The sequence below is a fragment of the Nocardia terrae genome (genome assembly GCF_009760405.1).
In the GTDB taxonomy this organism is placed as follows: Bacteria; Actinomycetota; Actinomycetes; order Mycobacteriales; family Mycobacteriaceae; genus Nocardia; species Nocardia terrae.
In genome coordinates this window covers 294442-316094 of the sequence record NZ_WRPP01000006.1, presented here as the reverse complement: position 1 = coordinate 316094, position 21653 = coordinate 294442, and the positions used below count along the sequence as shown (strand labels likewise).

Here is a 21653-nt window from a genome sequence, read left to right as displayed (position 1 = left end):
TGGAATCTGGAGCGGACTCAGGCGTAGCAGTGAAGGGGATGACCGGCGAACTCGACCATCATCGGCGCGATCTCCTTGCGTTCGAGGGGTGTGCCCACGGGGTAACCCCGCGCCTCCGAGTAGACGCGGGCGATATTGGCCACGAGCCGCTCGGAGTCGCTCCACCCCGCGAACTCACCGAGGTCCGCCGCCCGCGCCGCCTCGAGCGGAGTCCGACCGCTCGAAAGTCCCAGTTGCGCAGCGTCATACACGAAATCGAAGTACCTCGACACCGCGTCGAAGATCTCGGGACCACCGATCGGCCCATGCCCGGGAACCACGACCTGCGGGTCCAGGGCCCGAACTGTCTCCAGTGCACGCACGGTCCCGACATAGGAACCGTCGGTGATCACCGGAGTCGCGCCGTTGAGGGCGACGTCGCCGACGAAAAGAATGCGTCGCCGCGGCAGCCAGACCACGACATCACCGAGGGTGTGTGCGGGCGCGACCGAGATCAACTGAACCTGTTCGTTTCCGAGCGCGATGGACATCTGCTGGTCGAAACAGACTGTGGGCGGCGAGATCCGGATATCACCCCACTCGACCGTGTCGAAGTACGGGACCACCGCGAGGTTCTCGGAGAGGACCTTCTCGCGGCAGTAACGGTGCCCGATAATGGTCGCGTCGGGGAACTGGTAGTTGCCGAAGGTGTGATCGCCGTGATGATGGGTGTTCACCAGATACCGCACCGGCGCGTCGGTAATCCGCCGGATCTCCTGCCGCAGCCGGGCCGTTCGCCGCTCGGTGAAGCAGGTGTCGATGACGAGGACGGCTTCGTCGGTGACAAGCACACCGCAGTTGTTCAACCCCCAACCCCAATCGGGCTGACTGAAGACATGGACGCCGTCGGCAATCGGGTTCAACCGCCCCAGTGCGGCGGGATTGATCGCCTGTGTCATCGGCTCTCCCCGGCGACCACCGCTGTGCGATCGAGTCGATCGCGAACCCAGTCGACGAAGGCAGTCGGGGTCTCGATGTCCACCAGATCGTCGTCGGCGATGGCGATGCCGAACTCGCGCTCGACACTCGCCGCGGTCTCCATCAGGGCGATCGAGTCGTAGCCGAGGTCTTCGAAGGTCATCTCACCGATGTCGGATGCGAGATCGATGCCATCCGGTTCACCAGCGCACGCACGCAGGATGTTTCGCAGGGCTTCGAGATCGAACGAGACAGTCATTGCAAACTCCTTGGAAATGGAAAATATGGAACTGATCCGGTCAGTTCAGTCGGGAGACGACAACAGCCGCGTTGAAGCCGCCGCTGTCGCGGGCCAGCACCAGCGCGTGGGTCAACGGCGTCGAACGCAGTGCGGTCACCAGGTCGATCGCGTGCTCCGCGACCAGCTCGCGACTGCCCACGGTGGGCGGAATCTCATTGGCGCGCAATGAAAGCAACGCGGTGACCACATCGATCGCACCGCTGGCCCCGTACATGCGCCCCGTCGTCGTCTTCGGCACGCTCACCGGAACTCCTCGCGGGCCGAACACACTCACGATCGCGTCGGCCTCGAGGCTGTCACCGGACGTCGTGGCGGCTCCATCGGCGAAGACCACATCGATGTCGGCGGCGCTCAAACCCGCGTCCCCCAAGGCGATACGAATGGCCTTGTCCAAGGTCGGGGGCCGACCGCTATCCGGTGCGGGATCGAATGTCGCACCGTATCCGGTGATCGCGCCATATATCTGTGTGGCCCCGCGTTCACGAGCTGCCCACAGCGACTCGATGATCATCATCGCGGCGCCTTCACCAGGCACGTGACCGGAGGCGCGTCGGTCGAACGGTAGGTATGCCGCACTCGGATCGGTCTCGGAGCTCAGCAGTCCGGTGGTGAGCTCGGCGGCGATTCCATAGGGGCAGATCGGCGCATCGGCCCCACCGGTCACGACGTATCGACGGCCATCTCGAACTTTTCTGCGGGCCGCGCCAAGTGCGTCGAGCCCACCGGCCTGCCCGGTGACAACCACGCCGCTCGGGCCCTTCAATTGGTGCCGGATCGAAATCTGGCCGGTGTTCACCCCGTAGAACCACGCATAGGACATATACGCGGTGACGTGCCGAGGACCCTTGCTCCACAGGCTTTGCAACTCGTGCTGGATGAACTCGACGCCGCCCAGCGCATTGGCGGTCACCACCGAACCATCGAATTCCCCCATCTCCGTCGGCACCACGCCGGCGTCGGCAAGAGCCCAGTCGGAGCACGCCAGCGCGAATTGGGTGCTGCGATCGGTAGAGGGAATCAATCGGCTCGGGATATGTTCCGCCACAGTGAAATCGGTGACCTCGCCTGCGATGCGAACCGGGTAATCCCCGGCATCGAACCGTTCGATCGGACGCAGGCCGCTGCGGCCGCTACGCAGCGCCTCCCAGAATGCCTGCCGACCGAGCCCGTTCGGGGCCACGACGCCCATCCCGGTGATGACCGGGAGGGTATCCGACGCTGTGGTCAGGGTCATCGCAACACGCCTTCCTTGACCAGGACCGCGGCGGTTTGGAAGCCGCCGAAACCACTGCCCACGCTGAGAGCCACCTCGACGTTCGCCTCGCGCGCCCGGCCAGGGACATAATCGAGGTCGCATACCGGATCCGGGGTCGTCAGGTTCGCTGTCGGCGGGATCAGGCCGTATTCGATCGCCAATGCGCAGGCCGCCAGCTCGATCGACCCGATGGCGCCGAGCGAATGTCCGATCACCGACTTGATCGAGCTGACCGGGGTTCGATAGGCGCTCTCGCCGAGCACGCTCTTGTACGCGGCGGTCTCGTGTCGATCGTTCTGCTTGGTGCCCGAACCGTGGGCATTGATGTAATCGATCTGCTGGGGCGAGATTCCGGCTTGGTCGAGCGCTTCCCGGATCGCGGCGGCCATTTCCCGGCCGTCGGGGCGCAGTGCAGTCATATGGTGCGCGTTGCATCGTGCCGCGAATCCGGCGATCTCGGCGATGACATGCGCACCGCGCGCATGCGCGTGATCGGCGCTCTCGAGTACCAGAACCGCTGAGCCCTCGCCCAATACGAATCCGTTGCGGTTGGCGTCGAACGGGCGGCTCGCGTGCTCGGGATCGTCGTTGTTCGGTGTGGTGGCCTTGATGGCGTCGAAGCATGCGACGGTAATAGGCGTGATCGGTGCGTCGGTGGCTCCGGCGATCACGACGTCGGCGCTGTTGTCGCGGATGAGGTCGCAGCCGTAGCCGACCGCGTCCAGACCGGATGTGCAGCCCGCCGACACCATCGCCACCGGGCCTTCAGCTCCTGCGAGCCAGGCGATTTCGCGCACCAGGGAGCTGGGCGAGTTGTAGTCGGCGAGCCCGTCCGGGATACGGTCGGGGTGCAGGTCCCAGGTCGCTCCGCGGTCGGAGAGCGGACCGTATTCACGATCCAGTTCACGGACCGAACCCACCGCACTCCCCAACGCCACGCCCACGCGCGGCGCGAGTTCGACGGTGACCTCCAAGCCGGATTGCTGCAGGGCTTCTCGCGCGGCCACGTAGGCGAACTGGCCGGCCCGCCCCAACTTCGCCGTCTGCTCGACGGTCAAACCATTGGCCGCGGCGTCGAAATCGCATTCCGCGGCCACCCGGGACCGGAAGCCGCCTGCGTCGAAAGCGGTGATCGCGCGTGTGGCGCTCTGCCCGCTGGTAATCGTTTCCCAGAATTGTTTGACGCCAATACCCCGTGGTGCGACAACACCGATTCCGGTGATCACCACTCTTCTCTCGTGCGGCATATCAGAGTTCCCATCATCAGTTCCCCAGCCGCTGTCGGCTGCCATATCTGCTGATGGACACAACTATTCGCCGCGTTGGTGCTCGCGAGTAAGAGCCTGTGGGCCCAAGATCGGCCGGACTACGACGAACCGATGTGACCTCGGGCACGCACCTCCGATCTCGGTGTGGCGCTCGGGACTCAGTCCGCGACCGGACCCTCCATTTCCAACAGCAGTTGATGCAGTTCGGAATTCAAGCGGTGCAGTGTCTGCGGCTCCAAGCTGGCCAGCAGTCGCGACTCGGTCTCTGTTTTGGTGCGGAAAACCTCCATGGCACGCTGCTCGCCTTCATAGGTGAGGCGGACCAGGATCTGGCGTCGATCACGGGGATCGATGTTGCGCTCCACCCACCCACGACGCTCGAGGGCAGTCACCCGTTTGGTGACGGCGCCGGTCGTCAACTGCATCGCGTCCTGAAGCGCACCAGCGGTCGCCTGGTACGGCGAACCGCTGCGATGCAGATACGCCAGTAGCTCCAATTCCCACAACTCGATGCCGAAAGACGCCAGCTCCCTGCGTAATTGCGTCTCGACATAGTGCGCGAGCCGCCTCAGCCGATAGCACAGTGCCTTCGCCGCGAGATCGTCGCGCTGACCCGTCGTCGCACTGTCCGCGGTGATCGCCGCGATCTGGTCGATGATCACGTCCACCCGGTCACGGGCTTGCTCCCTGGTTTTCACCGGGTTAGCCTAACACTCGGAAACTTCTTACCAGTCATCTAATTACTAGACGCACAATCGGGAGGGCTCCATGCGGAGCGATTCCAATACCGAGAGCCACAAGGCCCTCGAGGACACGATCACCGTGGTCACCACCGAGATTCACCACCCGCCTCCCGGCGCCGCCGCGCGCTCGCCAGGGACGGCAGCCCTCGTCGCCCTGTGCATCGGCTGCTTCATGGTGACCTTCGACGTCTCGGTCGTCACTGTCGCGATTCCTCGCATCGGCGACGACCTCGACGCGGGATTGACGGTGCTGCAATGGGTGGTCGACGGCTACACGCTGGTGTTCGCGGCTCTGATGCTCACCGCCGGCAGCCTCGGCGACAGATACTCCGCACGGACCGTATTCCTATGCGGCTTACTGATATTCGGCATCGGATCACTGCTTTGCGGCCTCGCCCCGAGCGGCATCGCACTGGTCGGATTCCGATTCCTCCAAGGTGTCGGAGCGGCCGCGATGATCCCCTCATCGTTGTCGTTGCTGCGCGCCCTCTATACCGACCGGGCCGCTCGTGCCCACGCATTCGGGGTGTGGAGCATGGTCGCCGGCGTTGCCGCGGCCACCGGCCCGGTCCTGGGCGGGGTGTTCATCACATTCGCCGGATGGCGATCGGTGTTCCTCATCAACATTCCGGTCGTGATCCTCGCTTATTGGATGACGAAACGCTATGTGCCCGCTGCGAGAACGACGGGTGACGGCGGATTCGGATGGTTGAGCCAGCTGCTGGGAACTGCCGCCGTCGCGCTGCTGGTGATCGGCCTGAACGAAGCCGGATCGCTGGGATGGCGGCACTGGCTGGTGCTGACCTGCTTCATCCTGGCGGCTCTGTCCTGCACAGCCTTTGCACTCGACCAGCGCCGGGACGAGTCCGTGTCGTTGACCGATCGCGAGTTCCTCGCCGCTGCCGCGGTCGGACTACTGTTCACCCTCGGGTTCTTCGGCATCCTGTTCCTCACCCCGATCTTCTTTCAGCGAGTTCAACACTTCAGTCCCCTGACAACCGGATTCGCGATGCTGCCCATCGCGCTGCCGGCGATCTTCCTGGCCGCCGCCGCAGGTCGGCTCGTCGGCCGAATCGGGCCGCGATCACCGGCGGTCGTCGGACTCACAGCAGGCTCCCTCAGTCTGCTCGGCTGGATGCTGGTGGACCCCGGAACCAACTACGCACTCCCACTGGCTCTTCTCGTATTGGGCGGCGTCGCACCGGCGTTCACACTTCCGGCGAGCACCGCGGCGATCATGGAATCTGTCCCGCCCGAGCAGGCCGGACTCGGTTCGGCCGTCTTCAACACCGCCCGTCAGGTCGGCGGCGCGATCGGTGTAGCCGTTGCGGGCAGCCTGACCACCAGCACAGACGCCGTGCGCGGACTGCACCTCAACGCGGCCGCCGGAGCAGTGATCACCCTCCTCGCACTGGCGCTGGCCATCACCTTCTTCGGCGGGCGCTCGGTCTCCCGTGCCGTCGGAACTCATCGACGGCGCTGATCGGACTCGCCCCACGGGGTCCCTCAACAAGATCTCCGGACAGATCGATATCCACCGAAAGGGGAAATCGCAATGCACACCTCGGAACTGGTCGACACAATCGATGCGAGGATGCTGGGCCCGCTGCGGCTCACCGTCGGAGCCAGATCAGCAGTGCCCAGCGCCACCAAACCCCGCAGCCTGCTGGCGCTGTTCGCACTCAATCCCCACCGACAGCTCTCGACCGGATCACTGATCACCGAACTATGGGAAGAGTGCCCGCCCCGACGAGCCGCGACGACGTTACAAACCTATGTCCTGCAACTGCGGCGCCTGTTGGCAGAGGCATCGGGGATGGAATCACCAGAGGTGGCCGCTCGCCTGCTGCGAACGGTCAACAGCGGGTACGTGTTCACTCCGGACGATCTGTATGTCGACATCCACGGCTTTCATCAGCTCGCCGATCGCGCCGAGATGTCCGACCGGGCCGGGCGGACCGCCGAAGCAGCCACCCTGTACCGAACGGCCGAGAAGCTGTGCGCGGGTTCACCGCTCATCGATGTCCAGCACGGCCCAATGTTGCGAGCAGAGGTCGTACGACTCGAGCATTCCTTGCTCTGTGTCACCGAACGCCGGATCGCGATGGAGCTTCGCCTCGGATACCACCGGGCGATCCTGGGCGAACTGGCATCGCTCACCGCGCAACACCCGTTCCATGAAGACTTCCACGCACAATTCATGGTCGCGCTGTATCGGTCGGGCAACCGTACCGGCGCACTCGAAGTATTTCAGCGGATACGCGGCGCAATGGTGGGAGAATTCGGCTTGGAACCCTCGCGCAAGCTCCAGGAATTACAGTACTCGATAATGAACGACGACGGCGCCCTCGATCTGCCCATTGCCAGCTGATACGAGCTGCTGCGCCAATCACTCGAAATTTGGGTCTCCGGACCCTGTCCCCGAGCCACCCGGTGCGAAGAACATGGTCACCGAGGTGAGGACGAATAACGGCAAGATCAACCCGCTACCCAGAAATTGGAGATAGACCCAGATGTCCGATCAGGCAATCGCAATTACTCCGAACCGTCTCTCACTCTCGGACGACGGACTGGCGCTGTTGTTCACCGAATCCCGCACACCCCGCAGATTCCTGCCGCTACCGGTCACCGACGAGGACCTCCACGCCATCTGGGAACTCACCAGATGGGCCCCTACCGGCCACAACAGCCAACCCATGCGGGTGGTTTTCGCGCGCACGCCGGAAGCCCGCGAACGTCTACTACCCCATCTGGCCGCCGGCAACGACGTCAAATCGAAATCAGCCCCAGTGGTCGCGGTACTGGCCTATGACACGCGCTACCACACCCACCTCGAAACACTGATTCCCTATAACACGACTCTGCAGGGCCACTACGAGACCAACATCGAGGAGCGCCGCCGCAAAGGCATTTTCAACGCCACCCTCCAATGTGCGTACTTCATCATGGCCGTTCGCGCAGTGGGACTGGCCGCCGGACCGATCGGCGGATTCGATCGCGACGGCATCAACGCGGAACTCTTTCCCGACGGCCGGTACGAATCTCTTCTGGTCGTGAATATCGGCCATATCGATGAATCCGCGCTGCGGGATCGCCTACCCCGACTGGATCGCGAATTGACCGTCTCCATGGTCTGACATCAACCCTGCCCGGTCACCGATACGAAAATACCGCACCAGCAATTCCGGCAAGAACTAAATCCACAGAACATGCATGGATGGTTGAAATGACTGAAACGTACCTGGCGGCCGGGCCCGCAACACCGCTCACGCTTCCGACTCCGGACGAATTACTGACCCGGGCGTCGAAGCTGCGAGAGCTGCTCGCGGAGGAATCCACCGGCCACGACGCACACCGACGTCTCAGCGACCGCACAGTGGCGGCGATAGGAGACGCGGGACTCTTCCGGATGTACACCCCCCGCGAATTCGGCGGCTACGAGGCCGTTCCGTCGACCAGCCTCGCAGTGATCTGCGAGCTGGCCCGCGGTTGCTCCTCGACCGCGTGGGTGACCAGTGTGCTGAATCTGGGAAACTACGTCGCCGCCCTGTTCCCCCAGCGGGCACGCAATGAAGTATGGGCCGAAAATCCCGATGCACGAACCGCATTGATGATCGGCGATGCCCCGGCGCAGGTTGAGCGGGTCGCGGGCGGTGTCATCGTCAACGGGAAATGGCCGTTCGCGTCGGGATCCCTGCATTGCGACTGGGTAATCGCGCGCATCCCCTCGGGCTCCGAGCCCGAAAGCCTCGGCCCCCACCTCGTTCTCATGCCGCGCGAACGACTCGAGGTCGAGGACACCTGGCACGTCGTCGGTTTACGCGGTACCGGAAGCAACACGGTGGTAGCCCGGGAGCTGTTCATCCCGGCACACCGGATCGTGTCCCTGACCGCTGTCATGAGCGGCACGATCGCACTGCCCGACGACGCCGGCGACCTGTATCGGTCGAGTTATTGGGGCGTGCTCTCGACCGGTCTGATCGGGGCCTTGATCGGTGGAGTGCATCGCGCGTACGACTACGTGCTCGAGAAGGCACCGGTTCGCAAGGTCACCTCGTCGAATTTCGCCAGCCAGGCCGACTCCCCCGCCTTCCATATCGACCTCGCCGAGGCATCGATGATGCTCGACACCGCCTACCTGCATGCCCGCCATATCGCGTCGACAGTCGACCAGGCCGCGAGATCGGGCGAGAGCCCGGATCCGGTGCGGAACGCCCGAATCCGAATGCACGCCGCCCATGTGGCGCAGACGTGCCGCGAGGCGATCGACGTTTTGGTAACTGCCCATGGCACAGCGTCTTTCGCCGAAGTCAACCCACTTCAGCTGGTATGGCGTGACATTCACGTCGGCAGTCGGCATGCCGGGTTCGGCATGGGGATGCCGCAGATGGTGCACGGACGCGCACTGGTCGGCAAGAACCCCGCGGACATCAGCGCCCGGTAGCCCGGCGGACGGCATCGAGCGCGAGACCTGGTGCGGCACTTCGAGTTCGAGGTGCCGCACCACCTGTTTCCGGTCACATCAATAGGACAACAATGCCCGTAGAACCCATCCCCACGGCCGCAGATACACCAACCCGACGTAGATCGACCCGCCCGCTACGCATTGCGATCGTGGGCGCAGGACCGGCCGGCATCTACGCCGCCGACGCCTTGATGAAGTCCGACACCCCGGCCGGTTTCACCGGGGTGAGCATCGACCTCTACGAGCGCATGCCCGCGCCCTTCGGCCTGATCCGCTACGGCGTCGCGCCCGACCACCCGCGCATCAAGGGCATCATCACCGCCCTGCACAAGGTCCTCGACAAGGACTCGGTGCGCCTGCTCGGCAATATCGACTACGGCACCGACATCACCCTCGAGGACCTGCGCCAGTTCTACGACGCGGTCATCTTCTCCACCGGCGCCAATGCCGACCGCGCCCTGGAGGTTCCGGGCATCGACCTGGACGGCTCCTACGGCGCCGCGGACTTCGTGTCCTGGTACGACGGGCACCCCGACGTGCCGCGCACCTGGCCCCTGGACGCCGAGAAGGTCGCCGTCCTCGGCGTCGGCAACGTCGCCCTCGACGTGGCGCGCGTGCTCGCCAAGACCGGCGACGAGCTGCTGCCGACCGAGATCCCGCCGAACGTCTACGACGGCCTCAAGGCCAACAAGGCCCTGGAAGTGCACGTGTTCGGCCGCCGCGGTCCCGCCCAGGCCAAGTTCACCCCGCTCGAGCTGCGCGAACTCGACCACTCGCCGACCATCGAGGTCATCGTCGATCCCGAGGACATCGACTACGACGAGGGCTCCGAGGCCGCGCGCCGCCACTCCAAGCAGGTCGACATGATCTGCAACACGTTGGAGCAGTGGGCCATTCGCGATATCGGCGACCGCCCGCACAAGCTGTTCCTGCACTTCTTCGAGAACCCCTCGGAAATCCTCGGCGAGAACGGCAAGGTCGTGGGCCTGCGCACCGAGCGCACCCAGCTCGACGGCACCGGGAACTGCAAGGGCACCGGCGAATTCAAGGACTGGGACATCCAGGCCGTGTACCGCGCGGTGGGCTACCTGTCGCAGAACATCCCGCTGCTGCCCTTCGACGACCAGGCCGGCACCGTGCCCAACGAGGCCGGACGCGTGCTCGTCGACGAAGACGCCGACGGCGCGGACCGCTACATGCCCGCCACCTACGTCACCGGCTGGATCAAGCGCGGCCCGGTCGGCCTCATCGGCCACACCAAGGGCGACGCCAACGAGACCATCGCCTGCCTGCTCGACGACGCCGCGAACTTCACCCCGGCCGCCAAGCCGGAGCCCGACGCCGTGACCGAGTTCCTCGAGGGCAAGGGCATCCCCTTCACCACCTGGGCCGGCTGGTACCGCCTCGACGCGCACGAGCGCGCCCTGGGCGAGCCGCAGGGCCGCGAGCGGGTCAAGGTCGTCGAGCGCGCGAAGATGGTTCATGTCAGCAGAGGGGCAGCCGAAGCCCTGAGATAACAGAGCTCAATCGACGAGTTGGCCAACTGCCGACCGATTCTCGATGGAGCTGCGGCGGCCGGGGTCGGCCACCGCAGCCGTTCACCGAACACCGGCATTACCAGTGACTGCCCGCGGCGAGTTCCTTGTCGATGCTGGACAGCATGATGGCGTCGATCGCTGCCAGTTCCGAAACCATGTGCCGGACACCGGTTTCGGTCATCTGTCGGCGCTGGAAGTTGTGCGGCGCCGAGGACGGGATGCCGATGAATCCGGCACCGAGGGCCTTACACACCTCCCCGACGCGGTTGATGTCATCGATGAACAGTGCCTGCTGGAATTCGACTCCGCAGATGTCTTCGACGATCTCGGCCATGCCGGGACGGAAGTCATTGACGTCGATGTAGGGAATATGGGGATCGAAGTAGTCAGCGAAGGGGCTGAGGAATTTGTCGAACGAGTACGAGCGGTCGCGCCCGCCATAGCTGATGATCCTGGCGCCGGTCGAGGCCAAGGTCTGCAGGAATGCCTCGACGCCCGAGGCGATCTGGACCGGGTGCTCGAGCAGGTACCTGTCACGTTCTTCGAAGAACGCCTCGATCGTGGTCTTTCCGGACCAGGGCAAACGGCACGTCAAAGCCATGTTCTGACCGGCCGCGATCTGTGGCGAGCCCCAGACTGCCCGCTCCACCTCGGCGGTGTAGGCGCCGCCGTGCTTGGTGACGAAGCGTTCGATGACCGGACTGTACGTGTCGTTGAAGAGCACACCGTCGGTGTCAACAGCGATCAACTTGATTTGTTCGAGTTGCATTGGATCCCTCCAGGTTGCGGGGCGGTTGGAACTTCGGGTTGTCGGAATACGCTGGTGCGGTTCAGGATTCGAAGGTCAGCTTCATGGATGCACCCGTGGAGCCCGCCTGAACGAATCCGACGGCCAGCTCGACCAGTCCGCCGGATTCGGTCACGTCCCCGATTTCGATATGTACGGGGATGGAAAGCTCCAGGTAGCGGTCAAATCTCGCCCGGACCGCGGTGCAAGGTAGAACGCGTCCAAGATGAAGGTGTGCCGCTTGGATGGCTGCCTCGGTCAGCACCATGCCGGGCCAGTGGTCCTGGACGTGATCGAAGTAGGCCGGGTTGCCGGTATCGGCGGCGACACACAGGTGGCCATTGGCCCGATCGTGGCCGACCGCGACATGATCGGGAGCGTCGAGCCCCAATCGTGCGTGATCAGCAGGCGCGCAGTAGTTTCGAACGTTGGTATGGGCACTGAGCACCGTCGGCGCGGACCCCCGGTATCTGATCGCCTTGTAGATCTCAGGCGTGACATAGGACACTACGAGCCGTTCCATACACACCTTGATCTCGACCAGGGTCGCGGTCCCGACGTACTCGACCGTGCGACCGCGGTCGGCAGGTGTGTCGCGCAACAGTGACACGAAGCCAACCGACGAGGGAGCGTCGTTGACGCAGTTGGCCGAGAACTCCCATTCGCGCAGCACGAATTTCGCGTCATGACTCACCCCGTAGTAGAGGTGCGCCGACAGCGTCTCGAGTTGACGAATCGCTTCTATCCCGCGCATGAGCGCCATCGACCGCCCGCAGACGTGATCGCGGTAGTACGAGTCGCTTGTCGGCTCCTGTTTGACTTCCGCGGTGCTCGTGTTCGCGTCGATCGCGCGCGCGGTCGCCAGCAGCGTTTGATCGCTGCGGGTGCGATGAACATGATGTGGTGCCACCAACATCTGGGCATCCGATCTGTTGTGATCGCCGGTCAATGGCCCATGGCCAATCCGCCATCGGCGTAGATGACCGCGCCGTTGAGGTAGGTCGACTTCGAGCTCGCGACGAAGGCGATCACGTTGGCGATCTCTTCCATGTCGGCGAACCTGCGTAATGGAATGATTCGTTCGATTTGTTCCCGGTTACGCGGGGTGAGACCGACGGTCAGGCCTCCGTCGATGTATCCCGGGGCGACGACGTTGATTCGGTGACCTCGCGGGCCGAATTCGCCAGCCAGTGATCGAGCCAGTCCCAGCAACGCTGCCTTTCCCGCCGTGTACGCGGCCTGCCCCGCGACCCCGCGCAGCGCGTTGGTGGTACCGACGAATGTGAGAGCGCAGGGATGGGTGCCGGCGGCACGGAGCGCCTCTCGAGCGACGCGAAATGCGCCAATGGTATTGATCTCGAGACTGGTGACCATGAGTTCGGTCGCAAGACTGGTCGAGGATCCATCGGCGCTGAAGCCCGGTAGATAGATCACCGAGTCGAGCGAGCCGAGCCGAGCGGTGGCTGTCGCGATCGCATCGGCGACTTGGTTCTCGGAGGTCACATCGCAGAGGACCTGGTCAGGTTCGGGCATGCGGCTCGTCGCGACAATGGCGTCGCCACGAGCCGAGAGTTGCTTCACGACAACACGTCCTAGTGCGCTAGAGCCTCCGATGATCAGGTGATTCACGGTCGAGTCCTCTCAGTTTTGGCGAAAACGACCGCCGCGTTGTGGCCGCCGAACCCCAGTGAGCTGGACATCGCGTAGTTCACCCGGCCGGTACGGGGAATGGTGACCAGGTCGATCGGATTCAGCGCCGGATCCAGATCGAGCCCGTTACCGTTGGGTGGAATGGCCTCGTGCAAGATGCTCAGCAGGGCTACCACAGCCTCGACCGCGCCGGCGGCCCCGAGACAATGGCCTGTCACCGGCTTGGTAGTACTTACCGGAACCTTTTCCCCGACAAGGGAATTGACCACCTTGGTCTCGACGGCGTCGTTCATGACCGTGCCGGTGCCGTGGAGATTCCAGTAGTCGAGCTGATGCAGACCGATCCCAGCGTCGGCGACGGCACCGACAATCGCCTGGCGGTACCACTGGCCTTCGGGCTCGGGGGAGGTCACATGGTAGGCGTCATTGGTGGCCGCATAACCGGTGATCTCCGCATAGGTTCGCGCTCCCCTCCGGGCGGCGCTCGTCGCCGATTCGACGACGAGGATCGCGGCTGCTTCGCCGAGCGTGAAGCCGGATCTATCGGAGGCGAATGCGCGGCTGCCGCCGCCGGGAGCGCGGACACTGCGATCGATTGCGCCCATTCGGTGGAACGCCGCGGTCACCGGCGCGGTCAGCGCGGCCTCGGTACCACCCGCGATCACCAGGTCGCACTCTCCGGACCGGATCAATTTCATCGCCAGCCCCAGCGCATCGGTGCTCGACGCACAGGCTGTGGAGACCACGTACGCCGGGCCATGACACCCCAACTCCATCGCAATGTAGCCAGCGGCCATGTTGTTGATCGCCGCGGGCAAAGTGAGCGGAGAGACGAACCGCTCGCCCTCATCGCGGACGGTCCTGTCGAGCACCTCCATCGTCGAGACCCCGCCCAGCGAATTGCCGATCACGACCGCGGTTCTGAGGTCGGATACTTCGTCCTCACTGAGACCGGCATCTTCGAAGGCCTTGCGGGCGGCCGCGATCGCGAGCTGTATGAATCGGTCCGCACGGGAGCGGACCGAGATATCCACCGTGTCATCGAGATCGCCGTCGGGTACGGCATGACCGAGTCGAATCATCGAGTCATGCAAGGCCGGAACGACCGTGGTAGTTGGACGACCTGAAAGTATTGCGCCCCAGAACGTCTCGAGGTCGGAACCAGCCGCGCTGACCACACCCAGCCCGGTGACCTGCGCACTTTCGCGCACGATCGGCCTAGCCATGGTGGTTCTTCTTCACCAGCAGGTGGTAGACATCGGTGATCGAATTGCCTCCGTCGATGTCCTCGTCCGCCAGTTCCACACCGTAAGCGCGCTGAAGTGCGATGTTGAACTCGAGCAGCGCCAAGGAGTCGAGCCCCAGGGCATCGAATTTCATCTCCGGAAGCAACTCCGGAAGCGGAATTCCAAGTTTTGTCGCACCAATTCGCGAGATGGATTCAATGGAGATCTCCTGGGTTACCTCGGATCCGGACATGTTTGCTCTCCTTCCACGTGGGATCAGATGTCAGGTGTGTCTGGTCAGTGGGCTACGTTGTCGGGCCACGAAAGCACCAGAGAGCCCCAGGTGAGTCCGCCGCCGAAGGCGGTCATCAAGACCGTTTGGCCGGCTCTCAGTTTTCCCGCACGAAGGGCGTCGTGTACCGCGAGCGGGATCGAGGCGGCGACAGTATTTCCCACCCGATCGATATTCACCGCCGCCCGCGCGACCGGAATCGACAACCCATCAGCAACGGCGTTGATGATGCGCAGATTGGCCTGGTGGGGAACCAGGAGATCGACGTCGGATGCCGTTCTTCCCGCGTCCTTCAACGCGTTCTCAGACGACTGAACCATCGCGCGAACCGACTGCATGAAGACCGCTTTGCCGGACATAGCGAAGTATGGCTGTAGCCCGGCCAGGTGGTCGATGACACTCGCCGATCCACTGGACGGCCTGGTGATCAGGTCATGACCCGAGCCATCCGAACCGAGGTCTCGCCCGAGTAGAACTTCCTCACTGTCCGGATCGGCGACCAGTAGGAACGCGCCTGCGCCGTCACCGAAGATGGCCCTGGTGGAACGGTCGTCGGGCCCGAGAATCCGGCTGAAGGCATCGGCGCCCACCACGAGCGCCCTCGACCGTGCCAGCGTACGCATCAACGCCTCGGTGACGGCCATGGCATAAACGAAGCCGGAACAGACCGCGGCGACATCGAAAGCCGGTATTCCCGAGATTCCAAGCCGGTCCGCGACGCGTGGCGCGGTCGCCGGGACGCTGCGATCGGGCGTAGCGGTGGCTACGACTAGCAGATCGATATCCGGCCGGCCGGCCGCCTCGAGTGCGGCGCGAGCAGCCCCGTAGGCAAGATCAGTTGTCGATTGATCCGGCGCGATGATATAACGCTGCGCAATACCGGTCCTGCTTCGGATCCATTCGTCGCTGGTGTTAATCTGCCTTGCTAAATCATGATTGGTTTCGACGTAGCTGGGCACATATGCACCAACGCTGCGAATGGAAATTCCCATGGTGACTCGCTTCGAATTCGAACGCAATGATTCGCGGAGGTATAGCAGCCGATAATTTCGGGTCCGGCCTTCGCTGAAAATGAACGATAGATCGGCTACATACCACCATTCAAGCGGGTGTGATCTACGGCATACACTTGAACGGTAGGACTTTTTTTCCTAGGAAGATCCGAGCCTTTTCAAGTCCTTCCCGTGATGGCCTACTGAATTGGTGGTAGTCACAGGGAAGAAGGCGCACGCAGATGACACGTCCGCCGAGACACGTCCGCTTCGACAATCCGATCTGACCATTTTCGCGGTCGCAGCAGGTTTGGGTGCCGCGAATATGTACTATGCGCAACCGATACTCGGCAGCATCGGTTCGGCGCTCCACATCCCGGCATCGCTGGTCGGAATCGTGGTCACGCTGAGTCAGCTCGGCAATGCGCTGGGTCTGCTGTTCGTCGTTCCGGCCGGCGATCTGGTGAATCGTCGACTACTGATCAGGGGGCTACTCGTCTCGTGCACTATTGCCCTCGTCGTGGCCGCGAGCGCGACGACGGCGATCCAGCTGTACTGCGGCCTGCTGGTCGCCGGCTTGTCCAGTGTGTTCATCATGGTGCTCGTGCCGCTCGCCGGTCAGCTCGTGCCCGAGGATTCCCGAGGCAGCGCGACCGGGACTGTGATGAGTGGAGTGCTGATCGGGATCCTTGCCAGCCGGCTCCTGAGCGGAGCGCTGACCCAGTGGCTGGGCTGGCGTGCCGCCTATATCGTTGCCGCCGTGGCCATCACCGTGGTCGGCGCGGTGCTGTTGCGCATTCTGCGGCAGGTCGGAGCCGATACCCGCACCATCCGGGCCGGCACGCTGAGCTACTGGCAGATCCTGCGATCCGTTGGGGTGCTGATTGTCTCGGCCCGTGCACTACGTCGGCGCATGGTGCTCGGCGTCATGGGGTTCTTCACGTTCAGCCTGTTGTGGACCAGCCTGACCTTCCTGTTATCGGGTCCTCCGTATGAGTTGCGGGGCACGGCAATCGGCGCATTCGGGCTCGCGGGGCTCGTTGGCGCGGCCAGCGCACAGAAAGCCGGGAAGTTCGCCGATCGTGGCTGGACGGGTTACGTGACGATCGGATCGTGGGCGTTGATCGGTGCTGGCTGGCTGGTGTTGTGGAGCGCGGACCTGACCGACTCCTCGATAGGCCTGGTCATGCTCGTTGTCGGGATCGCGGTGCTCGACGCGGGCATGCAGGGGCAGCACATCACGAACCAATCCGTGCTGTACAAAACCTTTCCCGAGAGCGCCAGTCGTGTGACGACCGCCTACATGACCGCCAATCTCGCTTCCGGAGCCCTGGGTGCCGCGGTCGCCGGCGTGTTGTGGAAGGCCGGAGGGTGGGGTGCGGTTTCGGTGGCGGGGCTGGCGTCCGTGGTCGTCGGCCTCGGAGTCGGAGTGTGGGATCTGTTGCGCGACAGTAAGACTCCGAGGCCGATACAGAGGTGATCTCAGTCGACGTCCGTGGTCGACTAAGAAGGCGATAGGCGACGCAGTCTGGCGTGGGCATCGGAATCGGCTGGGAGATAGACGAACATCTCCATGAAGTCCGGTGCTCCGTTCACCACGAGTGTCTGATAGTTCAGTCGCAGGGTACCCACCCGCGGATGGTGAATGGTTTTCGTGCCAGCGATCTTTTCGCCGACCTCGTGTAGCCCCCACCACTGTGCGAATTCGGGTGCGGTGACGACCAGATCATCGATCAGCTCTCGCAGCTGCGGCCAGTCCGGATCCATCGCAGACATTCGTCGCAGAGCAGCCACCGTCTGGCGGGCGTAGGTCTCCCAATCCCCGTACAACGTCCGCATGTCAGGGTCCGTAAACAGCAGCCGTGCCATGTTGCGCTCCACCGAAGCCAGGCTCCCGAAGTCGCAGATCAATTGCGCCGCCAGTCGATTCCAGCGCAGCACGTTGCGCATGCCGTCGATAACGAAGACGGGCAGGTCATTGATAGCCGACACCAGGGCATCGATATTGTCGGGGACCGAGGCGATGATCGGTCCGGGTGGGTGGGGGCGAGCGATGGAACGCAGATAGAACAATTCGGTCTCGTCGAGTTCGAGGACCTTCCCGATCGCGGCCAGCACATGATCCGACGGCACCACCCGTCCCTGCTCGACGCGTTGGTAGTAGTCGGTGCTGATGCCGGCCAGGGTGGCGACCTCCTCCCGTTTGAGACCCACCACGCGCCGCCGGCCTGTCGTTATCCCGAAGCGCTCGGGGCGCGTCCGACTTCGTTTGGCACGCAGGAATTCCCCCAGCATCCTCCCGCTGTGCTGCTCACCGTCCACGCGCAGAACCGTAACGCTCACAGCGCAACCTCAATTCGTCGAGTCGAGCCTGTTCCACCGACGATGCTCGACAGCTCCGGCGAGGCATCGTGGCGATCTCGACCCGAGCGTGCCGTATCCACACCAAGCCTGACTCGAGTATCGCTCAGGTGCGACCCGGCTGCGGTCCAGCGGCGCTCGAGTTGCGCTCAGCCGGGCGGCCCGACAGTGGAATGACAACTCCGGGATCCATGGGCGCACCGGGATCCCGGAGTTGTGGCATGCCTGGACACCGAGCACGAACGAGGAATTGCCGATGCGCGAACAGGTCGAGGAACTCGCCGAACTCAAACGATCGGTGGTGATGGGTCCCGAAGCGGCGGCTACCCAGCGCCAACGCGACAAGGGCAAACTGACTGCTCGAGAACGACTCGAGCTGCTCTTGGATCCCGGGTCGTTTCAAGAGATCGAATCGTTACGGCGGCACCGCGCAACAGGATTCGGGCTCGAGAATCGCCGCTACCACACCGACGGCGTGATCACCGGCTGGGGAACCATCGAAGAACGAACGGTATTCGTTTTCGCGCAAGACTTCCGGATCCTGGGCGGCGCACTCGGCGAAGCCCATGCCGAGAAGATCCACAAGATCATGGATCTGGCGATCAGTGCGGGCGCGCCACTGGTCGGCCTGTACGACGGCGCCGGAGCCCGGATACAGGAGGGCGTGAGCGCGCTGGCGGGCTTCGGCGGCATCTTCCGCCGCAATACCAGAGCCTCAGGGGTCATTCCCCAGATCAGCGTGATACTCGGACCGTGTGCCGGTGGCGCCGCCTACAGTCCGGCGCTGACCGACTACGTCTTCATGGTTCGCGAGACGGCTCAGATCTTCATCACCGGCCCCGATGTCGTGGCCGCGGTGACCGGTGAGCAGGTCACGATGAACGAACTCGGCGGCGCGGACGTCCACGCCCGGACCGGTGTCACCCATTTCATCGCCGACGACGAATACGGCTGCCTGCACGACGTACGACTTCTGCTGTCGATGCTGCCCTCCAACAACCGAGAGAACGCGCCGAGCACGGACTGCGTCGATCCTGCCGATCGCCGCAATGAGAGGCTCTATGACCTGGTGCCGCTCGATGGCAGCCGCCCTTACGATGTGCGGGCCGTGATCGAGGAGATCGTCGACGACGGTGAGGTATTCGAAGTTCACGAACAGTGGGCGCGCAACGTGGTGTGCGCTTTGGCCCGGCTCGACGGACACGTGGTCGCTGTTGTCGCCAATCAGCCCAGCGTGCTTGCCGGTGTGCTCGACATTTCCGCATCGGAGAAGGCCGCCCGGTTCGTGCAGTCCTGCGATGCGTTCAATATCCCATTGGTCACCTTGATCGATGTCCCCGGATTCCTTCCCGGTGTGGACCAGGAACACGGCGGGATCATCCGCCACGGAGCCAAACTGCTCTACGCCTACTGCAATGCCACGGTCCCACGGGTCTCGGTGGTACTGCGCAAGTCCTACGGCGGCGCGTACATCGTCATGGATTCGCGTTCGATCGGCGCCGATCTCGTGCTGGCATGGCCTGGCAACGAAATCGCTGTCATGGGCGCCGAGGCCGCCGCAAACGTGATCTTCCGCCGTGAAATCACCGGTGCCGAGGATCCAGAGACTATGCGGCAAAAGAAGATCGACGAGTACCGCAGCGAACTGGTCCATCCGCTCTATGCAGCCGAACGCGGACTCGTCGATGACGTGATCGACCCCGCCGACACCCGGCAAGTGCTGATTCGCAGCCTCGCCATGCTGCGGACCAAGCATGCCGACCTGCCCATGCGCAAGCACGGCAATCCCCCTCAGTAGCCCACGGAGTGAGAGTTACCATGATCGAACAGAGTCTAGTCATCGAGCGGGGCAACCCCGACGACCTCGAAATCGCCGCTGTAATAACAACATTGGCGACAATGCAGATCGCACCCACCACTGCCGGACAGCGACCCGCAGCGGTCCGATGGCTGCGCCGTGAGCGTCGAACCGCCTACATCGCCTCGAACAGCTGGGCCGCCGCATGAGCGTCGAATCCATTGCTGCGGAGGGGTTTCACCGCCTGCGGAAGGTCCTCGTAGCCAATCGAGGCGAGATCGCCGTGCGCGTGATCCGGGCTGCCAAGGACGCCGGGATCGCCAGCGTCGCCGTGTACGCCGAGCCGGACGCCGATGCGCCGTTCGTGAAGCTCGCCGACGAGGCGTTCGCGCTGGGTGGCCAGACCTCGGCCGAGTCGTACCTGGTGTTCGACAAGATCCTCGAAGCCGCCTCGAAGGCCGGTGCGGACGCGATCCACCCCGGGTACGGCTTCCTCTCGGAGAACGCCGATTTCGCCCAAGCCGTGATCGACGCCGGGCTGATCTGGATCGGTCCCTCGCCGCAGTCGATCCGGGATCTGGGTGACAAGGTCACCGCCCGCCACATCGCCGAGCGCGCGCAGGCCCCGATGGCCGCGGGCACCAAGGACCCGGTGAAGAACGCCGACGAGGTCGTCGCGTTCGCCAAGGAGTACGGCGTGCCGGTGGCCATCAAGGCCGCTTTCGGTGGCGGCGGTCGCGGCATGAAGGTCGCGCACACCGTCGAGGAGATCCCGGAGCTGTTCGAGTCCGCCACCCGTGAGGCGATCGCCGCGTTCGGTCGCGGTGAGTGCTTCGTGGAGCAGTACCTGGACAAGGCCCGCCACGTCGAGGCGCAGGTCATCGCCGACAAGCACGGCAATGTCGTGGTCGCGGGCACTCGTGACTGCTCGCTGCAGCGTCGCTTCCAGAAGCTGGTCGAGGAGGCGCCCGCGCCGTTCCTGTCCGACGAGGTGCGTTCCAAGATCCACGAGTCCGCCAAGCGGATCTGCAAGGAGGCCGGGTACTACGGTGCGGGCACCGTGGAGTACCTGGTGCAGGGCGAGACCGTGTCGTTCCTCGAGGTGAACACCCGCCTGCAGGTCGAGCACCCGGTCACCGAGGAGACCGCGGGAATCGACCTGGTGCGCCAGCAGTTCCGCATCGCCGAGGGCCACGAACTCTCCATCACCGAAGACCCGACCCCGCGCGGGCACTCCTTCGAGTTCCGCATCAACGGTGAGGACGCCGGTCGCGGCTTCCTGCCCGCCCCCGGTCCGGTCGTCGTGTACCGCGAGCCCGCGGGCCCGGGTGTGCGCGTGGATTCCGGTGTGGTCGAAGGCTCGGTGATCGGCGGCCAGTTCGACTCCATGCTGGCCAAGCTGATCGTCACCGGTGAGAACCGCGAGCAGGCGCTGCAGCGTGCCGCCCGCGCGCTGGACGAGTATCAGATCGAGGGTCTGGCGACCGTCATCCCGTTCCACCGCCACATCGTCGAGAACCCCGCGTTCATCGGTGACGGCACCCGCTTCGACGTCTACACCAAGTGGATCGAGAACGAGTGGGACAACCCGATCGAGCCCTACACCGGTGCCCAGCCCATCGAGGACGAGGACGAGGCTCCTCGCCAGAAGGTGGTCGTCGAGGTCGGCGGCCGTCGCCTCGAGGTGTCGCTGCCGGGCCAGTTCTCCGTCGGCGCGGCCGCGTCCGCCAATGGCGCGGGTGTGGTGCGCAAGAAGCCCAAGCCGCGCAAACGAACAGGCCTGTCCGGCACACCATCCGGCGATTCGGTCACCGCGCCCATGCAGGGCACCGTGGTCAAAGTCGCTGTCACAGAGGGCCAGTCGGTCGAGGCGGGTGATCTGGTGGTGGTGCTCGAGGCCATGAAGATGGAGAACCCGGTCACCGCGCACAAGGCCGGTGTCATCACGGGTCTGTCGGTGGAGGCCGGTGCGGCCATCACCCAGGGCACTGTGCTCGCCGAGATCAAACAATGAGTCGAA

The 21653-nt window shown here is 64.0% G+C and carries 21 protein-coding genes; 9 read left to right on the top strand and 12 right to left on the bottom strand.

Translation table 11 applies throughout. The features are described 5' to 3' along the window. Window positions 1–17 precede the first annotated feature (17 nt). The 5 genes from GPX89_RS29335 to GPX89_RS45995 form a co-directional block, all read right to left on the bottom strand. The gene (locus GPX89_RS29335; RefSeq protein ID WP_157390921.1) at window positions 18–938 is read right to left on the bottom strand and encodes an MBL fold metallo-hydrolase; all 921 of its coding nucleotides are present in this window, start codon (window positions 936–938) and stop codon (window positions 18–20) included. After that, window positions 935–1216: an acyl carrier protein gene (locus tag GPX89_RS29330; RefSeq protein WP_157390920.1), complete on the bottom strand. Its 282-nt coding sequence runs from the start codon at window positions 1214–1216 to the stop codon at window positions 935–937. Before GPX89_RS29330 ends, GPX89_RS29335 begins: the two co-directional genes overlap by 4 nt. Window positions 1217–1256: 40 nt before the next feature. After that, on the bottom strand, window positions 1257–2492 hold the full coding sequence (locus tag GPX89_RS29325) for a ketosynthase chain-length factor (protein ID WP_157390919.1): 1236 nt from the start codon (window positions 2490–2492) through the stop codon (window positions 1257–1259). Continuing rightward, window positions 2489–3760: a beta-ketoacyl-[acyl-carrier-protein] synthase family protein gene (locus GPX89_RS29320; protein WP_157390918.1), complete on the bottom strand. Its 1272-nt coding sequence runs from the start codon at window positions 3758–3760 to the stop codon at window positions 2489–2491. Before GPX89_RS29320 ends, GPX89_RS29325 begins: the two co-directional genes overlap by 4 nt. Window positions 3761–3939: 179 nt before the next feature. Then, on the bottom strand, window positions 3940–4479 hold the full coding sequence (locus GPX89_RS45995; protein WP_198347645.1) for a MarR family winged helix-turn-helix transcriptional regulator: 540 nt from the start codon (window positions 4477–4479) through the stop codon (window positions 3940–3942). Between the two features lie 70 nt (window positions 4480–4549). Here GPX89_RS45995 and GPX89_RS29310 point away from each other — a divergent pair, with 70 nt between their 5' ends. The 5 genes from GPX89_RS29310 (at window position 4550) to GPX89_RS29290 (ending at window position 10506) form a co-directional block, all read left to right on the top strand. After that, window positions 4550–6007 carry an MFS transporter gene (locus GPX89_RS29310; protein WP_157390917.1) on the top strand — a complete coding sequence of 486 codons (1458 nt, stop codon included), beginning with the start codon at window positions 4550–4552 and terminating at the stop codon, window positions 6005–6007. A gap of 72 nt (window positions 6008–6079) precedes the next feature. Continuing rightward, window positions 6080–6895, top strand: a complete 816-nt coding sequence (locus GPX89_RS29305) for an AfsR/SARP family transcriptional regulator (protein ID WP_157390916.1) — start codon at window positions 6080–6082, stop codon at window positions 6893–6895. Window positions 6896–7037: 142 nt separating this feature from the next. Beyond that, window positions 7038–7661 carry a malonic semialdehyde reductase gene (locus GPX89_RS29300; RefSeq protein ID WP_157390915.1) on the top strand — a complete coding sequence of 208 codons (624 nt, stop codon included), beginning with the start codon at window positions 7038–7040 and terminating at the stop codon, window positions 7659–7661. 89 nt (window positions 7662–7750) lie between these two features. Then, window positions 7751–8968, top strand: a complete 1218-nt coding sequence (locus GPX89_RS29295) for an acyl-CoA dehydrogenase family protein (RefSeq protein ID WP_157390914.1) — start codon at window positions 7751–7753, stop codon at window positions 8966–8968. Window positions 8969–9060: 92 nt separating this feature from the next. Further along, on the top strand, window positions 9061–10506 hold the full coding sequence (locus GPX89_RS29290; protein ID WP_157390913.1) for an FAD-dependent oxidoreductase: 1446 nt from the start codon (window positions 9061–9063) through the stop codon (window positions 10504–10506). 97 nt (window positions 10507–10603) lie between these two features. Here the strand turns inward: GPX89_RS29290 and GPX89_RS29285 are convergent, their stop codons facing one another. The 6 genes from GPX89_RS29285 to GPX89_RS29260 form a co-directional block, all read right to left on the bottom strand. Next, window positions 10604–11296 carry an HAD family hydrolase gene (locus GPX89_RS29285; protein WP_157390912.1) on the bottom strand — a complete coding sequence of 231 codons (693 nt, stop codon included), beginning with the start codon at window positions 11294–11296 and terminating at the stop codon, window positions 10604–10606. Between the two features lie 61 nt (window positions 11297–11357). Then, the gene (locus tag GPX89_RS29280; RefSeq protein ID WP_157390911.1) at window positions 11358–12263 is read right to left on the bottom strand and encodes an AfsA-related hotdog domain-containing protein; all 906 of its coding nucleotides are present in this window, start codon (window positions 12261–12263) and stop codon (window positions 11358–11360) included. Beyond that, window positions 12260–12943, bottom strand: coding sequence for an SDR family NAD(P)-dependent oxidoreductase (locus GPX89_RS29275; RefSeq protein ID WP_328602436.1), 684 nt, complete (start codon window positions 12941–12943; stop codon window positions 12260–12262). Before GPX89_RS29275 ends, GPX89_RS29280 begins: the two co-directional genes overlap by 4 nt. After that, window positions 12940–14190: a beta-ketoacyl-[acyl-carrier-protein] synthase family protein gene (locus GPX89_RS29270; protein WP_157390909.1), complete on the bottom strand. Its 1251-nt coding sequence runs from the start codon at window positions 14188–14190 to the stop codon at window positions 12940–12942. Before GPX89_RS29270 ends, GPX89_RS29275 begins: the two co-directional genes overlap by 4 nt. After that, entirely contained in the window at window positions 14183–14443 is a 261-nt protein-coding gene (locus GPX89_RS29265) for an acyl carrier protein (protein ID WP_157390908.1), read from the bottom strand. Before GPX89_RS29265 ends, GPX89_RS29270 begins: the two co-directional genes overlap by 8 nt. A 44-nt stretch (window positions 14444–14487) precedes the next feature. Beyond that, window positions 14488–15474 carry a beta-ketoacyl-ACP synthase III gene (locus GPX89_RS29260; protein WP_157390907.1) on the bottom strand — a complete coding sequence of 329 codons (987 nt, stop codon included), beginning with the start codon at window positions 15472–15474 and terminating at the stop codon, window positions 14488–14490. Window positions 15475–15685: 211 nt separating this feature from the next. Here GPX89_RS29260 and GPX89_RS29255 point away from each other — a divergent pair, with 211 nt between their 5' ends. Next, on the top strand, window positions 15686–16954 hold the full coding sequence (locus GPX89_RS29255; RefSeq protein ID WP_328602478.1) for an MFS transporter: 1269 nt from the start codon (window positions 15686–15688) through the stop codon (window positions 16952–16954). A 23-nt stretch (window positions 16955–16977) separates the two neighbouring features. Here the strand turns inward: GPX89_RS29255 and GPX89_RS29250 are convergent, their stop codons facing one another. Continuing rightward, window positions 16978–17796 (bottom strand): helix-turn-helix domain-containing protein, encoded by an 819-nt coding sequence (locus tag GPX89_RS29250; RefSeq protein WP_157390905.1) that lies wholly within the window; start codon window positions 17794–17796, stop codon window positions 16978–16980. Between the two features lie 295 nt (window positions 17797–18091). Here GPX89_RS29250 and GPX89_RS29245 point away from each other — a divergent pair, with 295 nt between their 5' ends. The 3 genes from GPX89_RS29245 to GPX89_RS29235 are packed head-to-tail and all read left to right on the top strand — an operon-like array spanning window position 18092 to window position 21647. Next, window positions 18092–19633, top strand: a complete 1542-nt coding sequence (locus GPX89_RS29245; RefSeq protein ID WP_157390904.1) for an acyl-CoA carboxylase subunit beta — start codon at window positions 18092–18094, stop codon at window positions 19631–19633. A gap of 20 nt (window positions 19634–19653) precedes the next feature. Then, a complete protein-coding gene (locus GPX89_RS46300) occupies window positions 19654–19842 on the top strand; it encodes an acyl-CoA carboxylase subunit epsilon (RefSeq protein WP_157390903.1) in 189 nt (62 codons plus the stop codon). Then, window positions 19839–21647 (top strand): acetyl-CoA carboxylase biotin carboxylase subunit, encoded by a 1809-nt coding sequence (locus GPX89_RS29235; protein WP_157390902.1) that lies wholly within the window; start codon window positions 19839–19841, stop codon window positions 21645–21647. Before GPX89_RS46300 ends, GPX89_RS29235 begins: the two co-directional genes overlap by 4 nt. Window positions 21648–21653 lie beyond the last annotated feature (6 nt).